The 18,228-nt window shown below is 47.9% G+C and carries 15 protein-coding genes and 1 pseudogene; 2 read left to right on the forward strand and 14 right to left on the reverse strand.

Going from position 1 to position 18,228, the window contains the following annotated elements; translation table 11 throughout:
• Positions 1-106: 106 nt before the first annotated feature.
• From DHL47_RS04225 to DHL47_RS04260, 8 genes and pseudogenes are all read right to left on the reverse strand, one after another.
• A pseudogene (locus tag DHL47_RS04225) lies at positions 107-1,522 on the reverse strand (PTS transporter subunit EIIC); the annotation flags it as partial.
• 654 nt (positions 1,523-2,176) lie between these two features.
• The gene (locus DHL47_RS04230) at positions 2,177-3,877 is read right to left on the reverse strand and encodes a carboxylesterase family protein (RefSeq protein ID WP_209551008.1); all 1,701 of its coding nucleotides are present in this window, start codon (positions 3,875-3,877) and stop codon (positions 2,177-2,179) included.
• A 33-nt stretch (positions 3,878-3,910) separates the two neighbouring features.
• Positions 3,911-5,503 carry a DUF1593 domain-containing protein gene (locus tag DHL47_RS04235; protein ID WP_209551009.1) on the reverse strand — a complete coding sequence of 531 codons (1,593 nt, stop codon included), beginning with the start codon at positions 5,501-5,503 and terminating at the stop codon, positions 3,911-3,913.
• 14 nt (positions 5,504-5,517) lie between these two features.
• A complete protein-coding gene (locus DHL47_RS04240) occupies positions 5,518-7,017 on the reverse strand; it encodes a prolyl oligopeptidase family serine peptidase (RefSeq protein WP_209551010.1) in 1,500 nt (499 codons plus the stop codon).
• 521 nt (positions 7,018-7,538) lie between these two features.
• Entirely contained in the window at positions 7,539-8,810 is a 1,272-nt protein-coding gene (locus tag DHL47_RS04245) for a TRZ/ATZ family protein (RefSeq protein ID WP_209551011.1), read from the reverse strand.
• 163 nt (positions 8,811-8,973) lie between these two features.
• The gene (gene msrB, locus DHL47_RS04250; protein WP_209551012.1) at positions 8,974-9,915 is read right to left on the reverse strand and encodes a peptide-methionine (R)-S-oxide reductase MsrB; all 942 of its coding nucleotides are present in this window, start codon (positions 9,913-9,915) and stop codon (positions 8,974-8,976) included.
• 163 nt (positions 9,916-10,078) lie between these two features.
• On the reverse strand, positions 10,079-11,017 hold the full coding sequence (locus DHL47_RS04255) for a dihydroorotate oxidase (RefSeq protein ID WP_209551013.1): 939 nt from the start codon (positions 11,015-11,017) through the stop codon (positions 10,079-10,081).
• Positions 11,018-11,126: 109 nt separating this feature from the next.
• The gene (locus DHL47_RS04260) at positions 11,127-11,366 is read right to left on the reverse strand and encodes a hypothetical protein (RefSeq protein WP_209551014.1); all 240 of its coding nucleotides are present in this window, start codon (positions 11,364-11,366) and stop codon (positions 11,127-11,129) included.
• 221 nt (positions 11,367-11,587) lie between these two features.
• On the opposite strand from DHL47_RS04260, the gene gdhA reads away from it, so the two are divergent.
• Together gdhA and DHL47_RS04270 are read left to right on the forward strand one after the other, a co-directional pair.
• On the forward strand, positions 11,588-12,934 hold the full coding sequence (gene gdhA / locus DHL47_RS04265) for an NADP-specific glutamate dehydrogenase (RefSeq protein WP_209551015.1): 1,347 nt from the start codon (positions 11,588-11,590) through the stop codon (positions 12,932-12,934).
• A gap of 31 nt (positions 12,935-12,965) precedes the next feature.
• Entirely contained in the window at positions 12,966-13,451 is a 486-nt protein-coding gene (locus DHL47_RS04270) for a GNAT family N-acetyltransferase (protein WP_209551016.1), read from the forward strand.
• Between the two features lie 205 nt (positions 13,452-13,656).
• Here DHL47_RS04270 and DHL47_RS04275 read toward each other — a convergent pair whose 3' ends face one another.
• The 6 genes from DHL47_RS04275 to DHL47_RS04300 form a co-directional block, all read right to left on the reverse strand.
• Positions 13,657-14,301, reverse strand: a complete 645-nt coding sequence (locus tag DHL47_RS04275) for a TetR/AcrR family transcriptional regulator (protein ID WP_209551017.1) — start codon at positions 14,299-14,301, stop codon at positions 13,657-13,659.
• Positions 14,302-14,317: 16 nt separating this feature from the next.
• Positions 14,318-15,322: an NADP-dependent oxidoreductase gene (locus tag DHL47_RS04280; RefSeq protein ID WP_128834624.1), complete on the reverse strand. Its 1,005-nt coding sequence runs from the start codon at positions 15,320-15,322 to the stop codon at positions 14,318-14,320.
• 250 nt (positions 15,323-15,572) lie between these two features.
• The gene (locus DHL47_RS04285) at positions 15,573-15,941 is read right to left on the reverse strand and encodes an EXLDI protein (protein WP_209551018.1); all 369 of its coding nucleotides are present in this window, start codon (positions 15,939-15,941) and stop codon (positions 15,573-15,575) included.
• 64 nt (positions 15,942-16,005) lie between these two features.
• On the reverse strand, positions 16,006-16,908 hold the full coding sequence (locus tag DHL47_RS04290; RefSeq protein ID WP_209551019.1) for a DUF2268 domain-containing putative Zn-dependent protease: 903 nt from the start codon (positions 16,906-16,908) through the stop codon (positions 16,006-16,008).
• Positions 16,909-17,013: 105 nt separating this feature from the next.
• The gene (locus tag DHL47_RS04295) at positions 17,014-17,526 is read right to left on the reverse strand and encodes a ClbS/DfsB family four-helix bundle protein (protein WP_209551020.1); all 513 of its coding nucleotides are present in this window, start codon (positions 17,524-17,526) and stop codon (positions 17,014-17,016) included.
• An 81-nt stretch (positions 17,527-17,607) separates the two neighbouring features.
• On the reverse strand, positions 17,608-18,225 hold the full coding sequence (locus tag DHL47_RS04300) for a DUF4352 domain-containing protein (protein ID WP_209551021.1): 618 nt from the start codon (positions 18,223-18,225) through the stop codon (positions 17,608-17,610).
• Between the last annotated feature and the right edge of the window lie 3 nt (positions 18,226-18,228).

Below are 18,228 nucleotides of genomic sequence, written 5' to 3' on the forward strand. Positions count from 1 at the left end.
ACTGAGCAAGAAAATGGCTCAAAACTAGAAAAAGGATAAGATCTTAAACCGACCTTATCCCTTTTTCATGAGTTGAAACTTTTTGTCTCAGCCTCATTTCAGATGAATCGCCAAAAAGATTTGGAATTTTGACGAGCTGGGTCAAGCCAAAGCCCAGTACGAAGTTGAGCACAATTGCAATGAGGAAGTGAATCAAAGTCATGCTGTTGCCAGCTTCGATAAAGGATGGAATGGCAAAGAGTCCCATCCCTCCCATCACCTGCATTTTTACATCAAAGAAGGCCAGATAAGCACCGGTCAGCGCACCGGAAATACAGGTCATGATGAAAGGCATCCGCATCGGCAGAGTGATACCGTAAATAGCCGGCTCTGTCACACCAAAAAGAGCTGAGATGAAAGCTGGAATAGAAAGCTGACGAACCTTATCTTCCTTGCTGCGCATCATGATATTGAGCAAGGATCCTGCCTGAGCAAAACAGATAGCGATAGAGGCAACAAGGATGACCCCTGGACCCTTCTGCAGTTCTAAAATAGCCAGCGGCACCAAGCCCCAGTGAAGACCAAACATGACCAAGACCTGCCAGAGAGCTCCCAAGACAAGACCGTAAAGAATCGGACTGAAACCATAGATGCCTGTAAAGAGTGCCCCAACCAAATCTGAAGCCCAGGTCATGACCGGACCAATAATAAGGAAAGCCAATGGCACTGTAATCAACAGAGTAAAGAATGGTACGATAAAGACTTTTACAACATCTGGAATAATTTGCTTAAAGCCTTTTTCAATCTTGGCCCCGGCCCAGACAGCTGCAATCACCGGAAGGACCGTTGAAAGATAGCTGGATGCAGGGAAAATAATCGGAATGCCAAAGAAGGTCGCATTAATCGGTGATTCAATCGGCGTCCCAGCAAAGAGAGTGTACAGAGGCTTATCTGCTGCAAAGCTGGCTGCGATATTGGGATAAACCAGGGCAAAGCCGATAGCCAAAGCTGTAAACTGATTCATCTTGAAACGCTTAGCAGCTGTAATAGCCAAAATCAAAGGAAGAAATTGGAAAAGACCATCCCCAGCTGCATTGAGAACGACATAAGCGCCATCTGTTTTTGCTACTCCTGCAGCTGCCAGAATAGCCACTACACCCTTAATCATACCAGCCGCTGACAAGGTCCCCAGCATAGGCTGGAAGAGACCTGACACCAGAGCGATAAAGCGATCAAAAAGATTGCCCTCAATAACATCGCCCTCATTAGCATCAATGCTGCCTTCGCCTGAAATACCAGTCACTTTGAGCACAGTTTCATAGACATCCGGCACATGGTTGCCAATCACGACCTGATACTGGCCGCCAGCCTTGACCACCGTCACGACACCGTCGCGCTTCATCAGATAATCCGTGTCCGCCTTGGATTCGTCCTTCAAAGAAAAACGCAAGCGTGTCACACAGTGTACCAATTTGCTAATATTGTCCTTGCCGCCGACATGGGCTACAATATCCTGAGCTAATTCTGTATAGTCTTTAGCCATCATGGACCTCCTTATATTTTTATCCGGTCAGGCAGGATCTTGATGTCTTAAGAGACATAGCAGCTCGCTGCGCTGGCATCAATAGCTCTGAGCCTCAACGATACTTCCTAACGGAAGTTTTATCCGCAACCTTGAGGCTGAGACAAAAGTCTTTCAGTCTCGCTTTGTTTTGGTAAAAAACTTTTGGCGCGGTAGCTGATTGGACTTTTTGTTCGTCTTTTAGACTCCAAAAAGCTCCTAATCATCCTCGCGGGGCTGGGAGTGAAAAGGTCTGGGAGACCTTTTCAGCCTGAGCTTAGAAACAAAAGAGGGAAGGGAACTAAATTTTTAAAAATTTAGTTCTGTCCCACCGCCAGACATCCTCCGGACTTGTTTCGTTAAGAGCAAGAGTACCCACGCCGCTCTGCGGCTAGGCATCAATGCCTCTAAGCTCAGCCTCATCCTAAGGATTCGCCTCGCTAAGAGGCATAGAAAAAACCTAAGCATACACCAAATAGAAAAGCACAAAAACTGCTTTTTATTTCGTATTTGCTTAGGTTTTGCCTGCCTGACCAGTAACAATCCATAAACTAAGTATAGCACAATTTCCAAAAGATGCAAGCGGTTTCTGAAATTATTTTTAAAAAGGCTGAGATTTCTCTCAACCTTCACATACTATCTCTTATCAAAGTCCGACAGGTTGCCGTATTTTTCATCCAGTCCGTAGCTGAACCAGCGGCCATTGAGGACTTGGGTCAGCAGCTGCTCCTTACGCTCTTGACTGATGCTCGTATCAGCCGCTATTTGCTCCAGCACATCTGTATAGTTGTAGTCCTTTTTGCCCATCTGGGCACTGGCCTGCTCCTTGGTCGCATCCAGATAAAGGGTCGGCGCCTCTCCGGCTGCCGTCCATTCCTGCCAGCGGGGCAGATTTTTGCCGTTAGGATTGCCTGTTGAGATAAACTGATAGAGATAATCTTGGAAGAGCTGGGACAGTTCCTGAGCTCCTTTAGACGCATAAGCCTGACCAACCAGCTGCTGGTAGTTTTGATTATCCCGGTCCAAGAGCGGCACAAAGACGCCATGGTAGGAACCGAAGGTCGACATAGGCGAACCGACCACTGCAGCATCTTCCCCAAATCGAATCTCCGCCGAATAGATGGAGGCTTTATAAGATGGAGCCATTTTCTCAGCCGACTCCTGAACATTGAAAAGACTGTAGAACTGGCCGCCATAGGTATTGACAAAAGCATAGTCACTGGCTGCCGGCTCCTGGTCCATGGTCTTGGCTGCCTGGGCCTGGGCAAAGTATTTGTCATAGTAGGCAAAGAGAGAAAATTCAGTTTCCCCCGTCAGCATGAGCAGAGGGACCTGATTGTAATTTTTCGTGTCGAAGCCTTCCTTGGGCAGGACGGCACCGTCCATATAGAGATGGGGGAAAACGCTCATACGGATGCCGGCATTGCCCATGAGAGGCGCCAAGCGCTTTGCGTCCAAGTCCTGCAGGTAATCCCTGACAGCACTGTCCCTGCTTAGGAGCCAGGCCTTGGCCTCCTCCAAATCACCCTTCTTGCCGTCTTCCACAGCCAGCGGTGCCAGGGCCTCCGCAAAGACCTGCTGACTCTTTGCTTCGTCTGCCACAGTCATCCCGCCGCTGAAGGAGACAGCCTTGTCAAATTTCCCTTTGAAAATAGAAGAAATCAGCATGGCCATGACATCCCGGCCGCCGGCTGAAAAGCCTGATACGGTCACATTTTGGCTGTCGCCGCCAAATTCCTCGATATTTTCCCGAATCCAGTCCAGAGACTTGGCAATGTCCAAAAGACTGTAGTTGCCGGAATTTTCCTCATCACTGCCAGTCTTGAGAGCCGGCAGCGGATTGAAGCCCAAAACGCCCAGACGATAGTTGACTGATACAAAAATGGCATCATGCGTTTTGACAAAGGAAGCACCTGAGATTTCCTCAGACTTGCCGGTCTGATTGTTGCCGCCATGGATGTAGACCAGGACTGGCAGCTTTTCCTTGTCAGAATCAGGCCGGTAAATGTCCAGATTGAGGGCATCTTCACTGCCGATAACCCCATCCGCAGAGGACTGCAGGGCTACTTGGCCGGACTTGGTCGCATCCCGCTCGCCGCTCCATTTTTCAGGATCTGCGGGCGCCTTGAAACGATTTTCCCCTGAGGTCTCCCCGCCATAGGGAACCCCTTTCCAGGTCAGGACGCCGTCCTTCTCTCCACCTTTGACGGCTCCGTAGGCTGTCTGACGGACTGTCCGATCTGTACTTTCCTTGGACTGGCTCTGACCGCAGGATACCAAGATTACAGACAGGACCGTCAGCAGCAGCAGGAGGCTGCTGATTTTCTTGACTTTCATGATTTGCTCCTTTTCTTTAAAAATTCAAACTTCCTAGTCCACCATAATCACTACCCGCTGGTAGCCTTTCAGCTGATGGGCACCGTCATCCTGCACTTCCAGAATCATATGGAAGGTATCACCCTTCTTGGCGTCCTTGGGAATGGTAAAGGAGACCGTCTCTGTATCAGCTCCGGTCAGCTTGACGGGATCCACCACTTCGCCCTTGTCCAGTTCTCGGTAGAGGCTGAGCTGGAGACCGCCTTCATTCCTGTCCTTATCGGAGACAGGCTTGGAAGTACCCTGGTATTCCTGATAGCTGTCGGCCTCGAAATAGCGCCACCACTTGTAGGTCAGTTTATTCTTATCCGGATCGCTGCCCTGGCCAGTCAGGCTAATCTTGTCGCCAGCCTTGGCAGTCAGCTGGCTGCCTTCCTTGACACTGGCGGTCGGCGCATGATTGGCATCCTCATACCTGTCCGCAATGCCCCAGTCGGCACGCGCCGCAAAATCCCGCTGAATATCATCAAACCAGCGCGTCAGGGTGTATTCCGCCTCAAAGCGCTTGGAGTAGGGATTGTAGTCTAAAACGGTGTTTTGATAAAGCTTGTCATTGACCAGACCGAAACGGCCGCCCCAGCCGCCGTAAGTCGGCTGCTTGATGTCCTGAAGGCCGTTGTTAAAGAGATAGAAATAAGACGGTGAATCTCCTTCAGAGATAAAGTCATATTTCTGATACTGAGGATTTTTAGCCAGATAGGCCTCACTGCCCCGCTGCTCCTCATCTAGCTCACCGGGCACCACCTTGCCGTCACCCATGAGAGCATACCTAGCCAGCAGGGGACCGTGGTCTTTCTGGATATTTTCCCGGTTCCAGTCCCCCTGCAGATAGGTATTGAGTTCGACACTGTGCATCTTCCAGGCATAGGCAAAATGCCAGAAATTGGACTGGTCGTTGATGACCTGCAGGTCCGGCCAGGATTTTTGGATGTAGGCCTTATAGCTGTTATCCTGATCCAAGATGATATAGAGAATCAGCTTTTTATAAATTTTAGCCTGAATATCCTTCCAGTTGGACTTGTCCTTGTACGCTTCTTCGATGGACTTGAGGGCCCGGGCAGTCGTATTGGTCCCGCCCCAGGTCTGGACATAGAGAGGTCTGTCATCATCATTGAGAAAAAGGTCTTTGAGAAATTCCGATCCCTCTGTCACCTCATCCATTTCACCGACATTTTTGATATTGCCGATTTTGGTATTTTTGCGGATGCTGTCGGCTGTTGGGAAACCTTCGGCATGCTTGGCCAGGTTGGGCTGGATTTTCTCATAGGCATCCAGCATCTGGTAGATCCAGTCCGTGCCCGTCCAGCGATAGGGCTCGATGCCCTTGCTGCTGTCACCGGCATAGTGGTAGGTCGAGCTGGTAAGGACAATCCCCTCCAGCTGCATTTCATTGGCATAGTAAAAATAGCGAATCATGGAGTCCATATCATCCACTTCACCGTCTGTCGTGATGACTGTCCGAGCTTTGTCTGGCTTTGCAGCTGACTGGGGCTTCTCCTGCCGCTGGCTGGTCTGACTGCAGCCCAAGAGCAGAATTGCTGACAAAGCCGCAAGCCCCATCCAGATCATAGCGTACTTTCTGTTCATTTTATTCCTCCTGCTTATTTATGCTGGCTATTTAACCAGTCAAAGACATTTGTGTAGGACTGACCGCCCACTGTCGCTGCAGCTGGACCGCCCTTTTCCGCATTGCTGGCTGCAAACCCCGTCAGGGCAGGGCTGTTTTTTACTTTTTCTACATCCTGAACGCCGCCTACCTGATCATTAAAGAAATAAATCCAAGACCAGTGCCCTAAATAGTCAACACCGTCAACATCTGCACTTGGGACGCTCTCATAGTAGGAAAACCATTTGTTGTCTGCGCCGCTGTCCACTAAGGCTTTGTAAACCGGCAGGGCGTAGTCAGACGGTTGGACAATCTGGTCATTGGCTGCATGGACAAACCAGATGGGCAGGGCAGACAGGGTCTTGATTTTTTCTTCATCAAAATACAGGCCGCCGTCCTTGACAAAGCCAGCAGATCCGGCCGTCTGGTCTGCCGTCTTTTTATAGGTCCCATCCGGATTGCGCTCAAAACTGTAGTAAGAGTAGGCCGTCGCCTGAGGCACCAGCGCTGCAAAGTAGTCCGGATAATGCAGAGCCAGATTGAGGGTCATATAGCCGCCGTTGGAGCAGCCAGCCAGATAAATGCGGCTGCTGTCTATGTCCGGATTGGACTGGACATAGGCCTTGATGGTATCCATGAGGATTTCAGTATAGCGGGACACTCCAGCCCCCGCTCCATTCGTCCCGTCGCCTTCGTCCATCCAGTAGGTCGGGGTTTGGACCGCCAGCACATAAGCGCCGCTCTCCTTTCGGTCGTCAGCCGCTGTGAAATGCTGCTGAATGTCATCGCGAACCAGAGCCGTTACTTCATTGCCTAAGAGGGTAATGTCCGTATCCGTACCGCCCTCACCTTGGCCGTGCAGCCAGATGAGGAGCGGATTCTTGGCTCCCTTTTTCAGCTGTTTAGGCTCATAGGCCGCATAGTTCAGGGTCAATTTTTCCTTCTGCTGAGTCAGAGGATTGGTGTAGCTGCCGGAATAGCTGTCACGTTTAGTAAAGGCCGCTAGCTCAGCAGAGACCCGATGGTTGATAGCATCAGCTTCTTTGGACAGGGCCTGCTGATGATCGACTACTAGATTGTTCACTGAAACCGGATAGCTTGGGGCCCATTCATTCATAAGAGTGCTCAGATTGTAGTGGAAGGGCGACGCATTGCCAGACGGATCCTCAAAGCTGTAGTTCACCTGCAGCTCAAGAGTCGCATAGTCGCTGCTCTGTCCTTCCTTGACGGCCTTCCCCTCTGCATCGGATAGATAGCTCTTGCTGATAGCGCGCTCAACTCCCGCTGTCAACAGCTTGGCCTTAGAGGTATCCAGAGAGCTGACCGGTTCTTTCAAATTCAAAATCACCTTGGACACCGCAGGACCAAACTCATAGCCCTGAATGCCGATGCTGATATTGTCAATAGCATTTGAAGTACGCGGCCGGCTGCCGCAGGCCGCTGCCAAAGCAGCAACAGCAGCAACCGCCGACAGCTTTAAGTATCTTGAGTTCATAAGAAACCCTCCTTTAAAATGTGACAAACCTTAAAAGCGATTATTTTTTCCATAGAAAAAACCTAAACACACACTAAATAGAAAGCAGACTGCCGCTTTTTATCTCGTATTTGTTTAGGTTTTGCCTGCCCAACCAGTAACAATCCATAAAACCAGTATAGCAGATTAAAATATTTTTGCAAGCGCTTTCGCAACAAAAACTAAAAAATAATCCTAAAAATTTCATAGGAAAAACTCAGCCCAACGGTTCCTAGTCATACTCAATGAAAATCAAGCAGCAACCGGGCAGTAGCTCGCTGCAGGCTGCTCACAGAGGCTGAGACAGCCACTTTCGCAATGAACCGACGGAGTCGGTTGCTGGTGTGCCGACCGCTTAAAGCAAACTGGCTCAGCACACGGTTTCCGAACAAGTCTAAAAGAAAAAGGACTGGAGCTTCATCAGAACCAATCCTTCTTCTAACTGAAACTTTTTTGTCTCCGCCTCCTGATGTTGTGCGGGCTTTCATCAGAAGGAACACTGATTATAGCAAATGTTCCACATCCACTGTCAGAACCTGGCCGTCTTTGACAAGCTGCCGGCCGGCAATGTAGACATCTTTCACATCGCTGCCTTTGGCCGCATACAGAAGATGCGACAGCATATTTTCCAGCGGATAGAGGTGCAGCCTGCCTCGGGGCTGAATGACCAGAAAGTCAGCCTGCTTGCCCTGTTCCAGACTGCCAATCTGATCCGCCATATCAAGAGCCTTGGCCCCCTCGATCGTCATCGCCTTAAGAGCCTGCTCAAGCGTGAAAGAAGTCGCGTCCCTGCTCCGCATCTTTTGCAGCAGAGCTGCCGTCCGTCCCTCCTCAAACATATCCAGATTATTGTTGGACGCTACCGAGTCCGTAGCCAGTCCGACAGAAATGCCGGCTGCGATCAGATCAACAACCGGTGCCACACCGGAGGCCAGCTTGAGATTGCTGATAGGATTGTGGGCGATGCTGACCTGCGAATCAGCCAAGACAGCAATATCCCGCTCTGTAAATTCCACCCCATGAGCGAAAATCGCCGGCTGATCCAGATAGCCCAAGTCTTTGAGAAAGGCCAGAGGCCGCTTGCCCTGCGTTTCCAAAACAATCCGGTTTTCTTCCTCCGTTTCAGCTACATGGATATGCAGCTTCAGCCCCAGCTCACGAGCCAAATCCCCACTTCCTTTAAGCAAGTCCCGGTCACAGGTATAAGGTGAATGCGGCGCCACCATAACCCGAAAGCGGTCATCCTGATAGGAAAGGATGGCTTCGATAATGGATCGTGTCCGAGCCAGCGTTTCCTGAGCGGTCTCCTTCTCTGAGCTAAAGAGGGTCGGCGAAAAATAGCAGCGCATGCCGGATTCCTTAACCGCCTGATAAATCTGACTGATTTCGACTCCATTGGGATTGTACATATCATTAAAGGTCGTCGTGCCTGACTGCAGCATTTCTGCCAAGGCAAACTTGACAGCCTTGGTCGTCATTTCAGGAGTGAACTGGCTTTCGGCCGGCCAGATATAGTCTTCCAGCCATTCGTGCAGATTGCTGTCATCCCGAATACCGCGCAGACCCGTCATAGCTGAGTGCGTATGACAATTAACCAGCCCCGGCATGAGCCAGGCCCCCTCATAGTCCACCACATCTTGACATTTCGCTTCCCAGTCAGGCTTGTAGCCGCCGCAGTAAACAATGCGGCCGCCCTCTATTACTAAAAGCCCTTCCCGATAGACATGAAAATCACTGTCGCAGGTCACCAGATTGACATTTTTAAAAGCTTTCATTGCATTTCCCCTACTTTCCCAACTCTTACTTTCAAGAGATTTTAGCTATTATAACAAGCCTGCGGCAATAGTGCAAGACTTTTTGTTCTTGATTGCCTGACAAAACATTTGTTTGAGGATTTTCTAAAAAAAGATTGAAGAAATCTCAAAAAGAGAGCTTTCTTCAATCTCCGTTCATATAGCGGAGCAGATAGCCATAGCCTTCATTTTCCATTTCTTCCTTGGGAACAAAGCGCAGAGCGGCTGAGTTGATGCAGTAGCGCAGGCCGCCTTGGTCGGCCGGACCGTCGGTAAAGACATGACCCAGATGGGCATGGCCAGACCGGCTGCGCACTTCGATACGCTCCATGCCATGGCTCCTGTCCTCATAATAACGGATGACTTCTCTGGCAATGGGCCGAGTAAAACTCGGCCAGCCGCAGCCGGATTCAAACTTGTCAGCGGCGAAAAAGAGCGGCTCGCCAGTCGTGATGTCCACATAAATCCCTTGCTCAAACGAATCAAAATAGGCATTTTGGAAAGGCCGTTCTGTCGCACTATTCTGAGTCACCTGATACTGCTCTTGCGTCAGCTGATCTTTTAGTTCCGCATCTGTAGGCTTCTCGTATTGACCTGGATCGACCAAGGGCTGGTAAGCATCATTGACATTGATATGACAGTAACCGCCAGGGTTTTTCTTGAGATAGTCCTGATGGTAGCCCTCGGCCAGAATATAGTGGCGCAGAGGCTCCAGCTCAACAGCAATCTTTTGCCCCAGCTGCTTTTCCTGCTCCGCACAGACCTGCTCTAGGACAGGCCGATCCGCTTCATCTGTATAGTAAAGGCCGGTCCGGTACTGGCGGCCGACATCATGGCCTTGCTTGTTGACAGACAGCGGATCAATGACCCGGAAATAATAGAGCAGAATGTCCCGCAGACTGACCCGCTTTTCATCATAGATGACCTGTACCGTCTCGGCATGGTCCGTCTGATGAATCAGCTGGTAATTGGTCGACTCCACCTGCCCATTGGCATAGCCCACCGTCGTCTCCTCCACACCCTCAATGCGGGAAAAATACTCTTCCAAGCCCCAGAAGCAGCCGCCAGCCAAGTAGATTTCTGCCATAAAAACACCTCATTTCTTTGCGTCTATTCTCTCATAAAAGGTGTCGAAATTATAGCAATTTGATTAGAACTTTCTTCAAATTGATATGAAAAAGCTGGGTCCTAATGACCATCAACCCAGCCATATTCTTTATTTCAAATCACAACGACTCTTATATAGGAGATTACTCCTCAATATACTGCAATTTTCCTCGGAAATCTTCCAGGCTTTCATAGCCTTTTTCTTCCATAATAGCCTTGAGTTCTGCGGTGATCCGCTCAAAGGCTGCCACGCCTTCTTTATGAAGGGTAGTCCCCACCTGCACCATGCTGGCTCCGCAGAGGATATGCTCAAAGGCATCGCGGCCGGTCAGGACACCGCCGGTTCCGATGATTTGGATTTCCGGATTCAGGCGTTGGTAAAAGGCATGGACATTGGCCAGAGCGGTCGGCTTGATGTACTGGCCCCCAATGCCGCCGAAGCCATTTTTCGGCCGAATCACCACTGACTCATCCTCAATATAAAGGCCGTTTCCAATGGAGTTGACACAGTTGACAAAGGCCAGCGGGAATTGATTGAAAACAGCAGCTGCCTGATCAAAGTGCACGATGTCAAAGTAAGGCGGCAGCTTGATGCCCAGCGGCTTGGTGAAATAGGCGAAGACTTCCTTTAAAATCCTTTCTGTCGTCTCAAAATCATAGGCAATCTGCGGTTTGCCGGGGACATTGGGACAGGAGAGATTGAGCTCGGTGATGCCTTGAAAATCACTGGCCTCAACTTTCTTCAGAATAGTATGGGTTTCCTCGGGCGACATGCCGACCAGCGAGAGAAAGAAGGTGCGGCTTGGCTCTCTTTCCTGCAGTTCCAGCAAGTAATCCAGATAATAATCCAATCCTTGATTGGGCAGGCCCATGGAGTTGATGGAGCCCAGCGGCACATCCTGATAGCGGGGCTCCGGATTGCCAGCACGGAAGTCCAAAGTCGCCGTCTTAGTCACAAAAGTTCCGGCCGCAGAGTCTTTGACGGCTTCCAGCTCTGCGATTGTCATACAGGCTACTCCAGCCGCATTCATGAGGCAGTTGTCAAAGTCAAATCCGGCAATACGGGTCTTCGTTGATGTCATGATAGTCAAACTCCTTTTTTCTGTAAGAAGGCTTTCAGCCTAGGCTATGAATACAGTTATCATCTTGTATCATCTATATTATATCACTGAATCGCTTTTTTTAACAGCCTCATTCTCTTTCTATTGTAAATTCAAGCAGCATGAACTCCAACAGTCTGCCCCCCTTTTCAGCCCGAATCCAAAAAGAACAGAGCGCAAAAGGAAGGTTACGGGCACAGAGGCTGGTGCAGCCTATCCTGCTGGCTGCGCCGCCGGCACTTCCAGCCAGACTTTCCATTCGCCGCTTGATGTGAATGCTCATCGTTCGGCCAGCAGGCAGCTCCTGTCCAATAAATTTGGAATCTGCCAAAGCCCGTGCTTATCCGCTTTCTGAAACTTTTCAGAAAGCGGAATTGTGGAAATTTTTAGAAAATTCAACTTTTTTCTTTACAAGAAAGAAAAAGTCTGCTATAATGGTCCATGTAATAAAATATGACATGGATTTTTTTAGAATCTTCCTATCTATTTTACCATTGCAAACCCGCCCTGAGCCTTGCTTTTGGGCTGACTATTCACTAAAAGGAGAACCCTATGACAACTGCTAAAGAATATATCCAAAGCACTTTTGAAACTGTTAAGGCCCGCAACGGCCACGAGGCTGAATTCCTGCAGGCGGTTGAAGAATTCTTCAACACTTTGGAACCGGTTTTTGAAAAGCACCCGGAATACATCGAAGAAAACATCTTGGGCCGCATCACTGAGCCTGAGCGCGTCATCAGCTTCCGTGTCCCTTGGGTCGACCGCGAAGGTAACGTACAAGTCAACCGTGGTTACCGCGTACAATTTAACTCAGCAGTTGGTCCTTATAAAGGCGGACTTCGTTTCCACCCAACTGTAAACCAAGGGATCTTGAAATTCCTCGGATTTGAGCAAATCTTTAAAAACGTCCTGACCGGACTTCCTATCGGCGGTGGTAAAGGCGGATCTGACTTTGATCCAAAAGGCAAGACGGATGCTGAAGTGATGCGCTTCTGCCAAAGCTTCATGACAGAGCTGCAAAAGCATATCGGCCCATCTCTGGATGTACCGGCCGGTGATATCGGTGTCGGCGGACGCGAAATCGGCTACCTCTACGGCCAATACAAGCGTTTGAAACAGTTCGATGCCGGCGTCCTGACCGGTAAACCGCTTGGCTTCGGCGGCAGCCTGATCCGTCCGGAAGCAACTGGCTACGGTCTGGTCTACTATGCTGAGGAAATGCTCAAAGCCAACGGCCAAAGCTTTGCCGGCAAGAAAGTGGTCATTTCCGGCTCTGGTAATGTTGCCCAATACGCCCTGCAAAAAGCAACCGAGCTTGGAGCAACCGTTATCTCCGTCTCTGACTCAAACGGCTACATCATTGATGAAAACGGAATCGACTTTGACCTCCTTGTGGATGTTAAAGAAAAACGCCGTGCCCGCTTGACTGAATACGCTGCTGAAAAAGCAACGGCTGCTTACCACGAAGGGTCTGTCTGGACTTATGCAGAGAAATACGACATTGCTCTGCCATGTGCGACTCAAAACGAAATCAACGGTGACGCTGCAAAACGCCTGGTCGCTCAAGGTGTCTTCTGTGTGGCAGAAGGGGCTAACATGCCGAGCGACCTGGATGCTATCGCTGTCTACAAGGAAAACGGTGTCTACTACGGTCCTGCCAAAGCTGCCAATGCCGGCGGGGTTGCCGTATCCGCTCTGGAAATGAGCCAAAACAGCCTACGTCTGTCATGGACCCGTGAAGAAGTTGATGGACGCCTCAAAGACATCATGACCAACATCTTCAACACAGCTAAAACAACTGCTGAAACATACGGTCTTGGCAAAGACTACCTTGCAGGAGCAAATATCGCTGCCTTCGAAAACGTAGCAAACGCTATGATTGCACAAGGTATTGTTTAATTAATTGATACATCCTATCGGAGGACAAATCATGAACTTGCGGCCAATGGAAGTGAGAGACAATTTAGCTGTAGCGCAGCTCATTCGAGCTAGCCTAGAAGAATTCGGGCTTGACAAACCAGGAACTGTCTACTTTGATTCTCATCTAGATCATTTGGCCGACTACTATCAACAGCAAGAGAGAGCAGCTTACTTTGTTCTGGAAGATGAAGATCAGCTGGTTGGCTGCGGTGGCTTTGCACCTGTGTCCGATAAGATTGCTGAATTACAAAAACTGTATGTCACTAAAAATAGCCGTGGCAAAGGTTATTCCAGCAGGTTGATAAAGCGGATATTTCAGGAAGCCCGCCTAGCTGGTTATGAACAGCTTTATCTAGAAACCTCTACTGAACTGGCTACGGCCGTGGCCATCTATCAGCACTATGGTTTTACAGCACTGCAAGAACCACTTTCTAACGCCGCCGGCCACCCAGCTATGAATATCTGGATGATAAAATCCCTCTTATCAGATGAATAGATGGCAGTATACTATGGTCGACTCGAGGACATCAGTATCAAGCTCCTCAAGACAGCTAAAACAACTTTTAAAAATGTAGCCAAGGCCATGATAGTTAAGCTATTGTTTCAATTTATTTTTCAATCCTCAATCACTCCGATTGGGGATTTTTATATTGGTTTTAAAAAAGCTCACTATTTTTAATAGTAAGCTTAAAAATCAAGATTTATTTTACTTCTACTAAGGCAGAAGATAGGCAGTCAACAATTTCGTTTACTGCTTCATCTATGTTCACATCTTCCTTATCATTTAACATCATTGGAATAACATAAGAAAGACTCAAGGCTAGAATATAACGAACAATTCTTTCATTTGACCAATCTCGGATAACACCATTTTCTTTAAACTGATTCAGAACTGGACTAATTGGCTTAATGATAGAGTGAACAATAACATTCCCTAACTGGTCAGAAATAGTTTTATCAATAAAAGAACGACTCAAGAGAATTTTAACTTGCATGTGATTCTCCTGAATGAAAACTAGTCTATCTCGAACTATGCTTCTCAAAAACACTGGAAAACTCTCTTGGTTTGCTGTAAATTTCTTCTCAGAAAAATCAGCAATCACATCTGGAATAACTTGTTCGAGAAAAGTCGACAGAATAGCTTCTAATATTCCTTCCTTGGTTTTAAAGTAACTAAAAACGGTCCCTTCTGAAACTCCAGCCTCCTTGGCAATAAGGCTTGCTGTTGTATTTTCAAAACCAATTTCTGAAAATAACTTTAAACTTGATAACAGTACTTGACGTTGTTTTAAACTCAAATTGCTATTTTCTAATGTCTGGGCATACTTTTGTTCTAAACTTTCCATTGCTGGCACCTCCCTGCTACCCTCTTACTTTTACGACTTTCTTACCTCGAGCGTGTCCCAACTTCAGACTACGATATGCCTCTCTAACTGACTTTAGAGAAAAATCATAAACCTGATCAATATTCAGCCGAACCTTCCCATCTGAGACCATTTCCGCTAGAACTTTAAAATCATCATATGTGGAATGTCTCGGACCTGTGAACTGAGCTCCTCTTATCATAACATATGGTGAAGGTACTAGCGTTCCGATCTCACTCCCCTTCAAACCTAGACTAAAAGCTAACTTAACGTAATCACTTCCATAGCAATCCAAGAATTTTGTAATTGGCTTTGGACTTGCTGATAGAAGAGCATTCTGGATGTTCTCTTCGTAAGCTACTGGTATAGCACCTAAAGACTTCAGATATTCTGAATTTTTCTTACTTGCAATTCCGATAACTGTTGCACCCTTAGCAACTGCATACTGTACTGCAATACTTCCAATACCACCTGCCGCTGCTGAAATAACTACAACATCTTTAGAACTTAACTCAATTTTTCTAAAAGCACCTCCCACTGTTAGAGAGGCTACCCCCATAGTAGCAGCATGATTCATATTAATCATCTCTGGTTTCAACACAATTTCCGATTCATTGACACAAACTTCTGTTGCCAAAGCTCCCCTCTTGGTTCCCAATCCAGGGTCACTGATCATTGTTCCAAAAACCTTATCACCTACCGCAAACCGACTTACTCCTTCACCGATTTCTGTGATAACTCCAGCAAAATCCCGACCAACACCTCTTGGAAAAAGAGATGATTTTGACTCAAACCAACGACTTGGCTGCTTTAGTTTCGTCATAAAAGATAGAAAACGGAGAGGCTTTGCCCCCTCAAAAGTCTTATAATCAATAGGATTTAAACCAACTGCATAAACTTCTACCCTAACTTGATTCACTTCCAAAACATCAGATTTAATGTTCACCAAATCTAGCACTTCTTCATCACCGAAACGACTATACTGTATTGCTTGAACAACCATTTCATGAGCTCCTTTGTTTATTCACGAATTGAGTGAGCACTCAATCATTTTTCTTGATTATACGCTCATTTTTCAAAGATGTCAACATAGACGACGTGGCACAGTTATCTATATTTTTGTTTAACGACTATCTTTTGATGAAAACTGTCTTGTTTTTATCGACTTCAAAGAAACTTAAAAAAGAGAAGATTCAATTACCATTTAACACGAATCTAAAGAAATCCGACTGCTTATCAAAGCAGCCGGATTTTTATATATCTAATTTTTCAAAAAATTTGCCTGCTGCCTGCTTTTCTTTTAGCTTCTCAAGAAGCTCATTCTCCAGAAAAGGGCTTAGTTCGTCAAAATCTTGACAAACCTTAAAGACAGTTTCTCTGTCCAACTGGCCATAAGTTAGTTCATAATAATCCTTCTTATGATGCCAGTTCTGCTCATAGTTGACATCTGTGCGTTGATAGTAAACAATGTTTTGCTTCGGTGTCAGGTAAACCTTCTGCGTTAGAATACTTTTCTGATCTTTGGACAGCTTGCTGCGGCTGAAAATCTTAACACCTTGAAAAATTTTGCGCTCATGGATACCTTGATTTGTGACTTTCAATTCTACTCTTTTATAATGCATACTGATACCTCCAGAAATCACCTACATTATATCAGGTTCTGGTAGATTTTCAAGCAAAAATGTGTCATTTCCAAAAGTCTTTAGTCGCCTCTAAAATTTCTTCTGTCGGCGTTACTGTGGCCTCAATAATGCTCTTGCCAGTCTTTTTCAGATAGGCTTGTATCAGATGATAGCCATAAGCATAGCCCGCAGCATAAGGCAGGCCGACTGGCAGCTGGCCTTGCAGCTCTGCAATTTCATCACCATAAAGATAAGGCGACATCTCCATCATGCCCGTCAGCTGAAGCTGGCTGGAGATGATGGGCTTGATTTCCTCTAGCTGCTCTGGACTCGTCGAAGTGACCCAAGGTCCGATGAGCTCCTCGCCATAGAGCTCCGCAGCAAAAGATTCGGCCAAGCCTTCACTGACGACCCAATCTGCCAAGGTCGTCTGCTGGTTCCATTTGATAAACTGGAAGCGGACATTGTGGTTGCACTCATGCGCCAGCGCTGCCTGCATACGCGGCAAAGTATAGTCATTGGGCAGCAGACTGAGCATGAGATAGCCCGGAATCCCACCGTCGCCGCTGTAGCCTTGATTGAGCTGCAGCATCCGGCTCTCTGGATTGCCCAATAAGATAGTGAAATGATAATCCTGAACTTCTAAATTATAGCCCGCCTGTTCAAAGAGGCCGATAGCCCTCTGGATAGTCTCCTGACAATCTTGCCAAAGCCGGTCTGAGCTGATAGCCTCCACAGCCGGCCTGTCTTTTTCCGTCAAATTTCCCGGCATTTGGTTCATAAAACCAAGTAAGGTCATGGCATCAAAGCCGCCGGCTTGCTTCGCTTTCAAGGGGATGTGCTGCCTTTGATATTTAGGGGCAAAGGGTGCTAACAGTCTGGCCCGAAAACAGCCTTCTCTTTTTTCCAAGGGTAGATTGAGCAGCTCCTGATAAACCTGATCCGAGCGAATGAGATTGATGTGCATTATGATCTCCATTTCTGTTTTTCACTAGTATATACCCTCCCCTAAGGTCAGTGTCAAGAAAAAAACAAGACCCGAAGTTTTTCTTCAAGCCTTGTCCTGTTTTTTTCAGTTAAGCGTCAGCCGTTTCCACTTGCGGATTTGGGTCCGGAAGTTGGTGAAAGGGGCTACGGTATTGATATGAACCCATTTCCAGAGGGGCCAGCGGGCCTTGGTGGTGGCCCAGGCTCGCTGCTCTGGCTCGAAAAATTCCTGATCAGACAGGGTCGCAAGCCAAGTACAGACCTGCCCTGCTGCAGCCTTTAGCTGCTCGGCCTGCTCGGCCAAAGACAAGCCGCCGTATGTCTCATAAAAAGACTGATAGAGGCCGCCTAGATTGTTCCACTTGTAGCCGGGGGCCGGTGTTTCCACCTGCTGGCCGGCCAGTTCCTGCTGCTCCCAGTCTAGGAGAAGGTTGACCCATCCCAGCTGATAGGAGAGATTTTCCGAGGGGGTCTTGTCTACCCCTTCTGCCCGGACATGCTTCAAATCCTCAGGAATGTCCTCAAACTCGGCCAAATACTTACCCAGCTTCTCCTCAATGCTGTCTATCAGCTCCTGCCTGCTGCTATATTCTTTCATGCCTGGCTCCTTTCATCAGATACGAAAGCGTTTCAATGATTTGGAAATGTGAAACGCCGGCTGTTTTGATTTGCAGAATCATTAGTCTTTATTCTTTTTATTGGATGGTTCCTTGACCCATTTGGCATTCTCATAGACCACGGTGTAGGCAGCTTCATCGCCGTCCTCGCCATCAAAGATCAAGTCGAAACTGGTGGATTTTCCTGGTGCCAGATTCATGCCAATCTGGGCATTGTCAAAGGTGGAACCGTCCAGTACATAGACATTCTCTTTCCTGTCATACAGGCTGAAATCATAAGGACTGACCAGTATCGGCTTTCGGGAAGTATTTTCAAGGGTCAGCGATACGACAACAGCCACTCCAGTCGACTCATCGCTCATAACGCGCCTGCTGTCGGCTTCTGCCGAATGGACCGTTACTCTGAGGCCGTCAGAAAATTCAACCTTCTTTTCAAAAGGGTAAGCCGAGTAGCTGTCCAAGGAAGAATGGTGATAGCCCGTCAGCTCCTTGAGGTGGTCATTTTCCTCCACCAGACCAATGGCGGTCACGACCAAGAGAAGGCTGAGCAGGGACAAAAGAAAGATAACAATGCCCGATACGAGAGTCGTCCAAAACAGGGTTTGCTTGTGGAGCGGACGTTTTAGGCGATAGACAAGACCGTCATCAGTGACAATTTCTTGCTGGGTTTGCTGATTCATAAT

Source organism: Streptococcus panodentis, assembly GCF_017884005.1.
In the GTDB taxonomy this organism is placed as follows: domain Bacteria; phylum Bacillota; class Bacilli; order Lactobacillales; family Streptococcaceae; genus Streptococcus; species Streptococcus panodentis.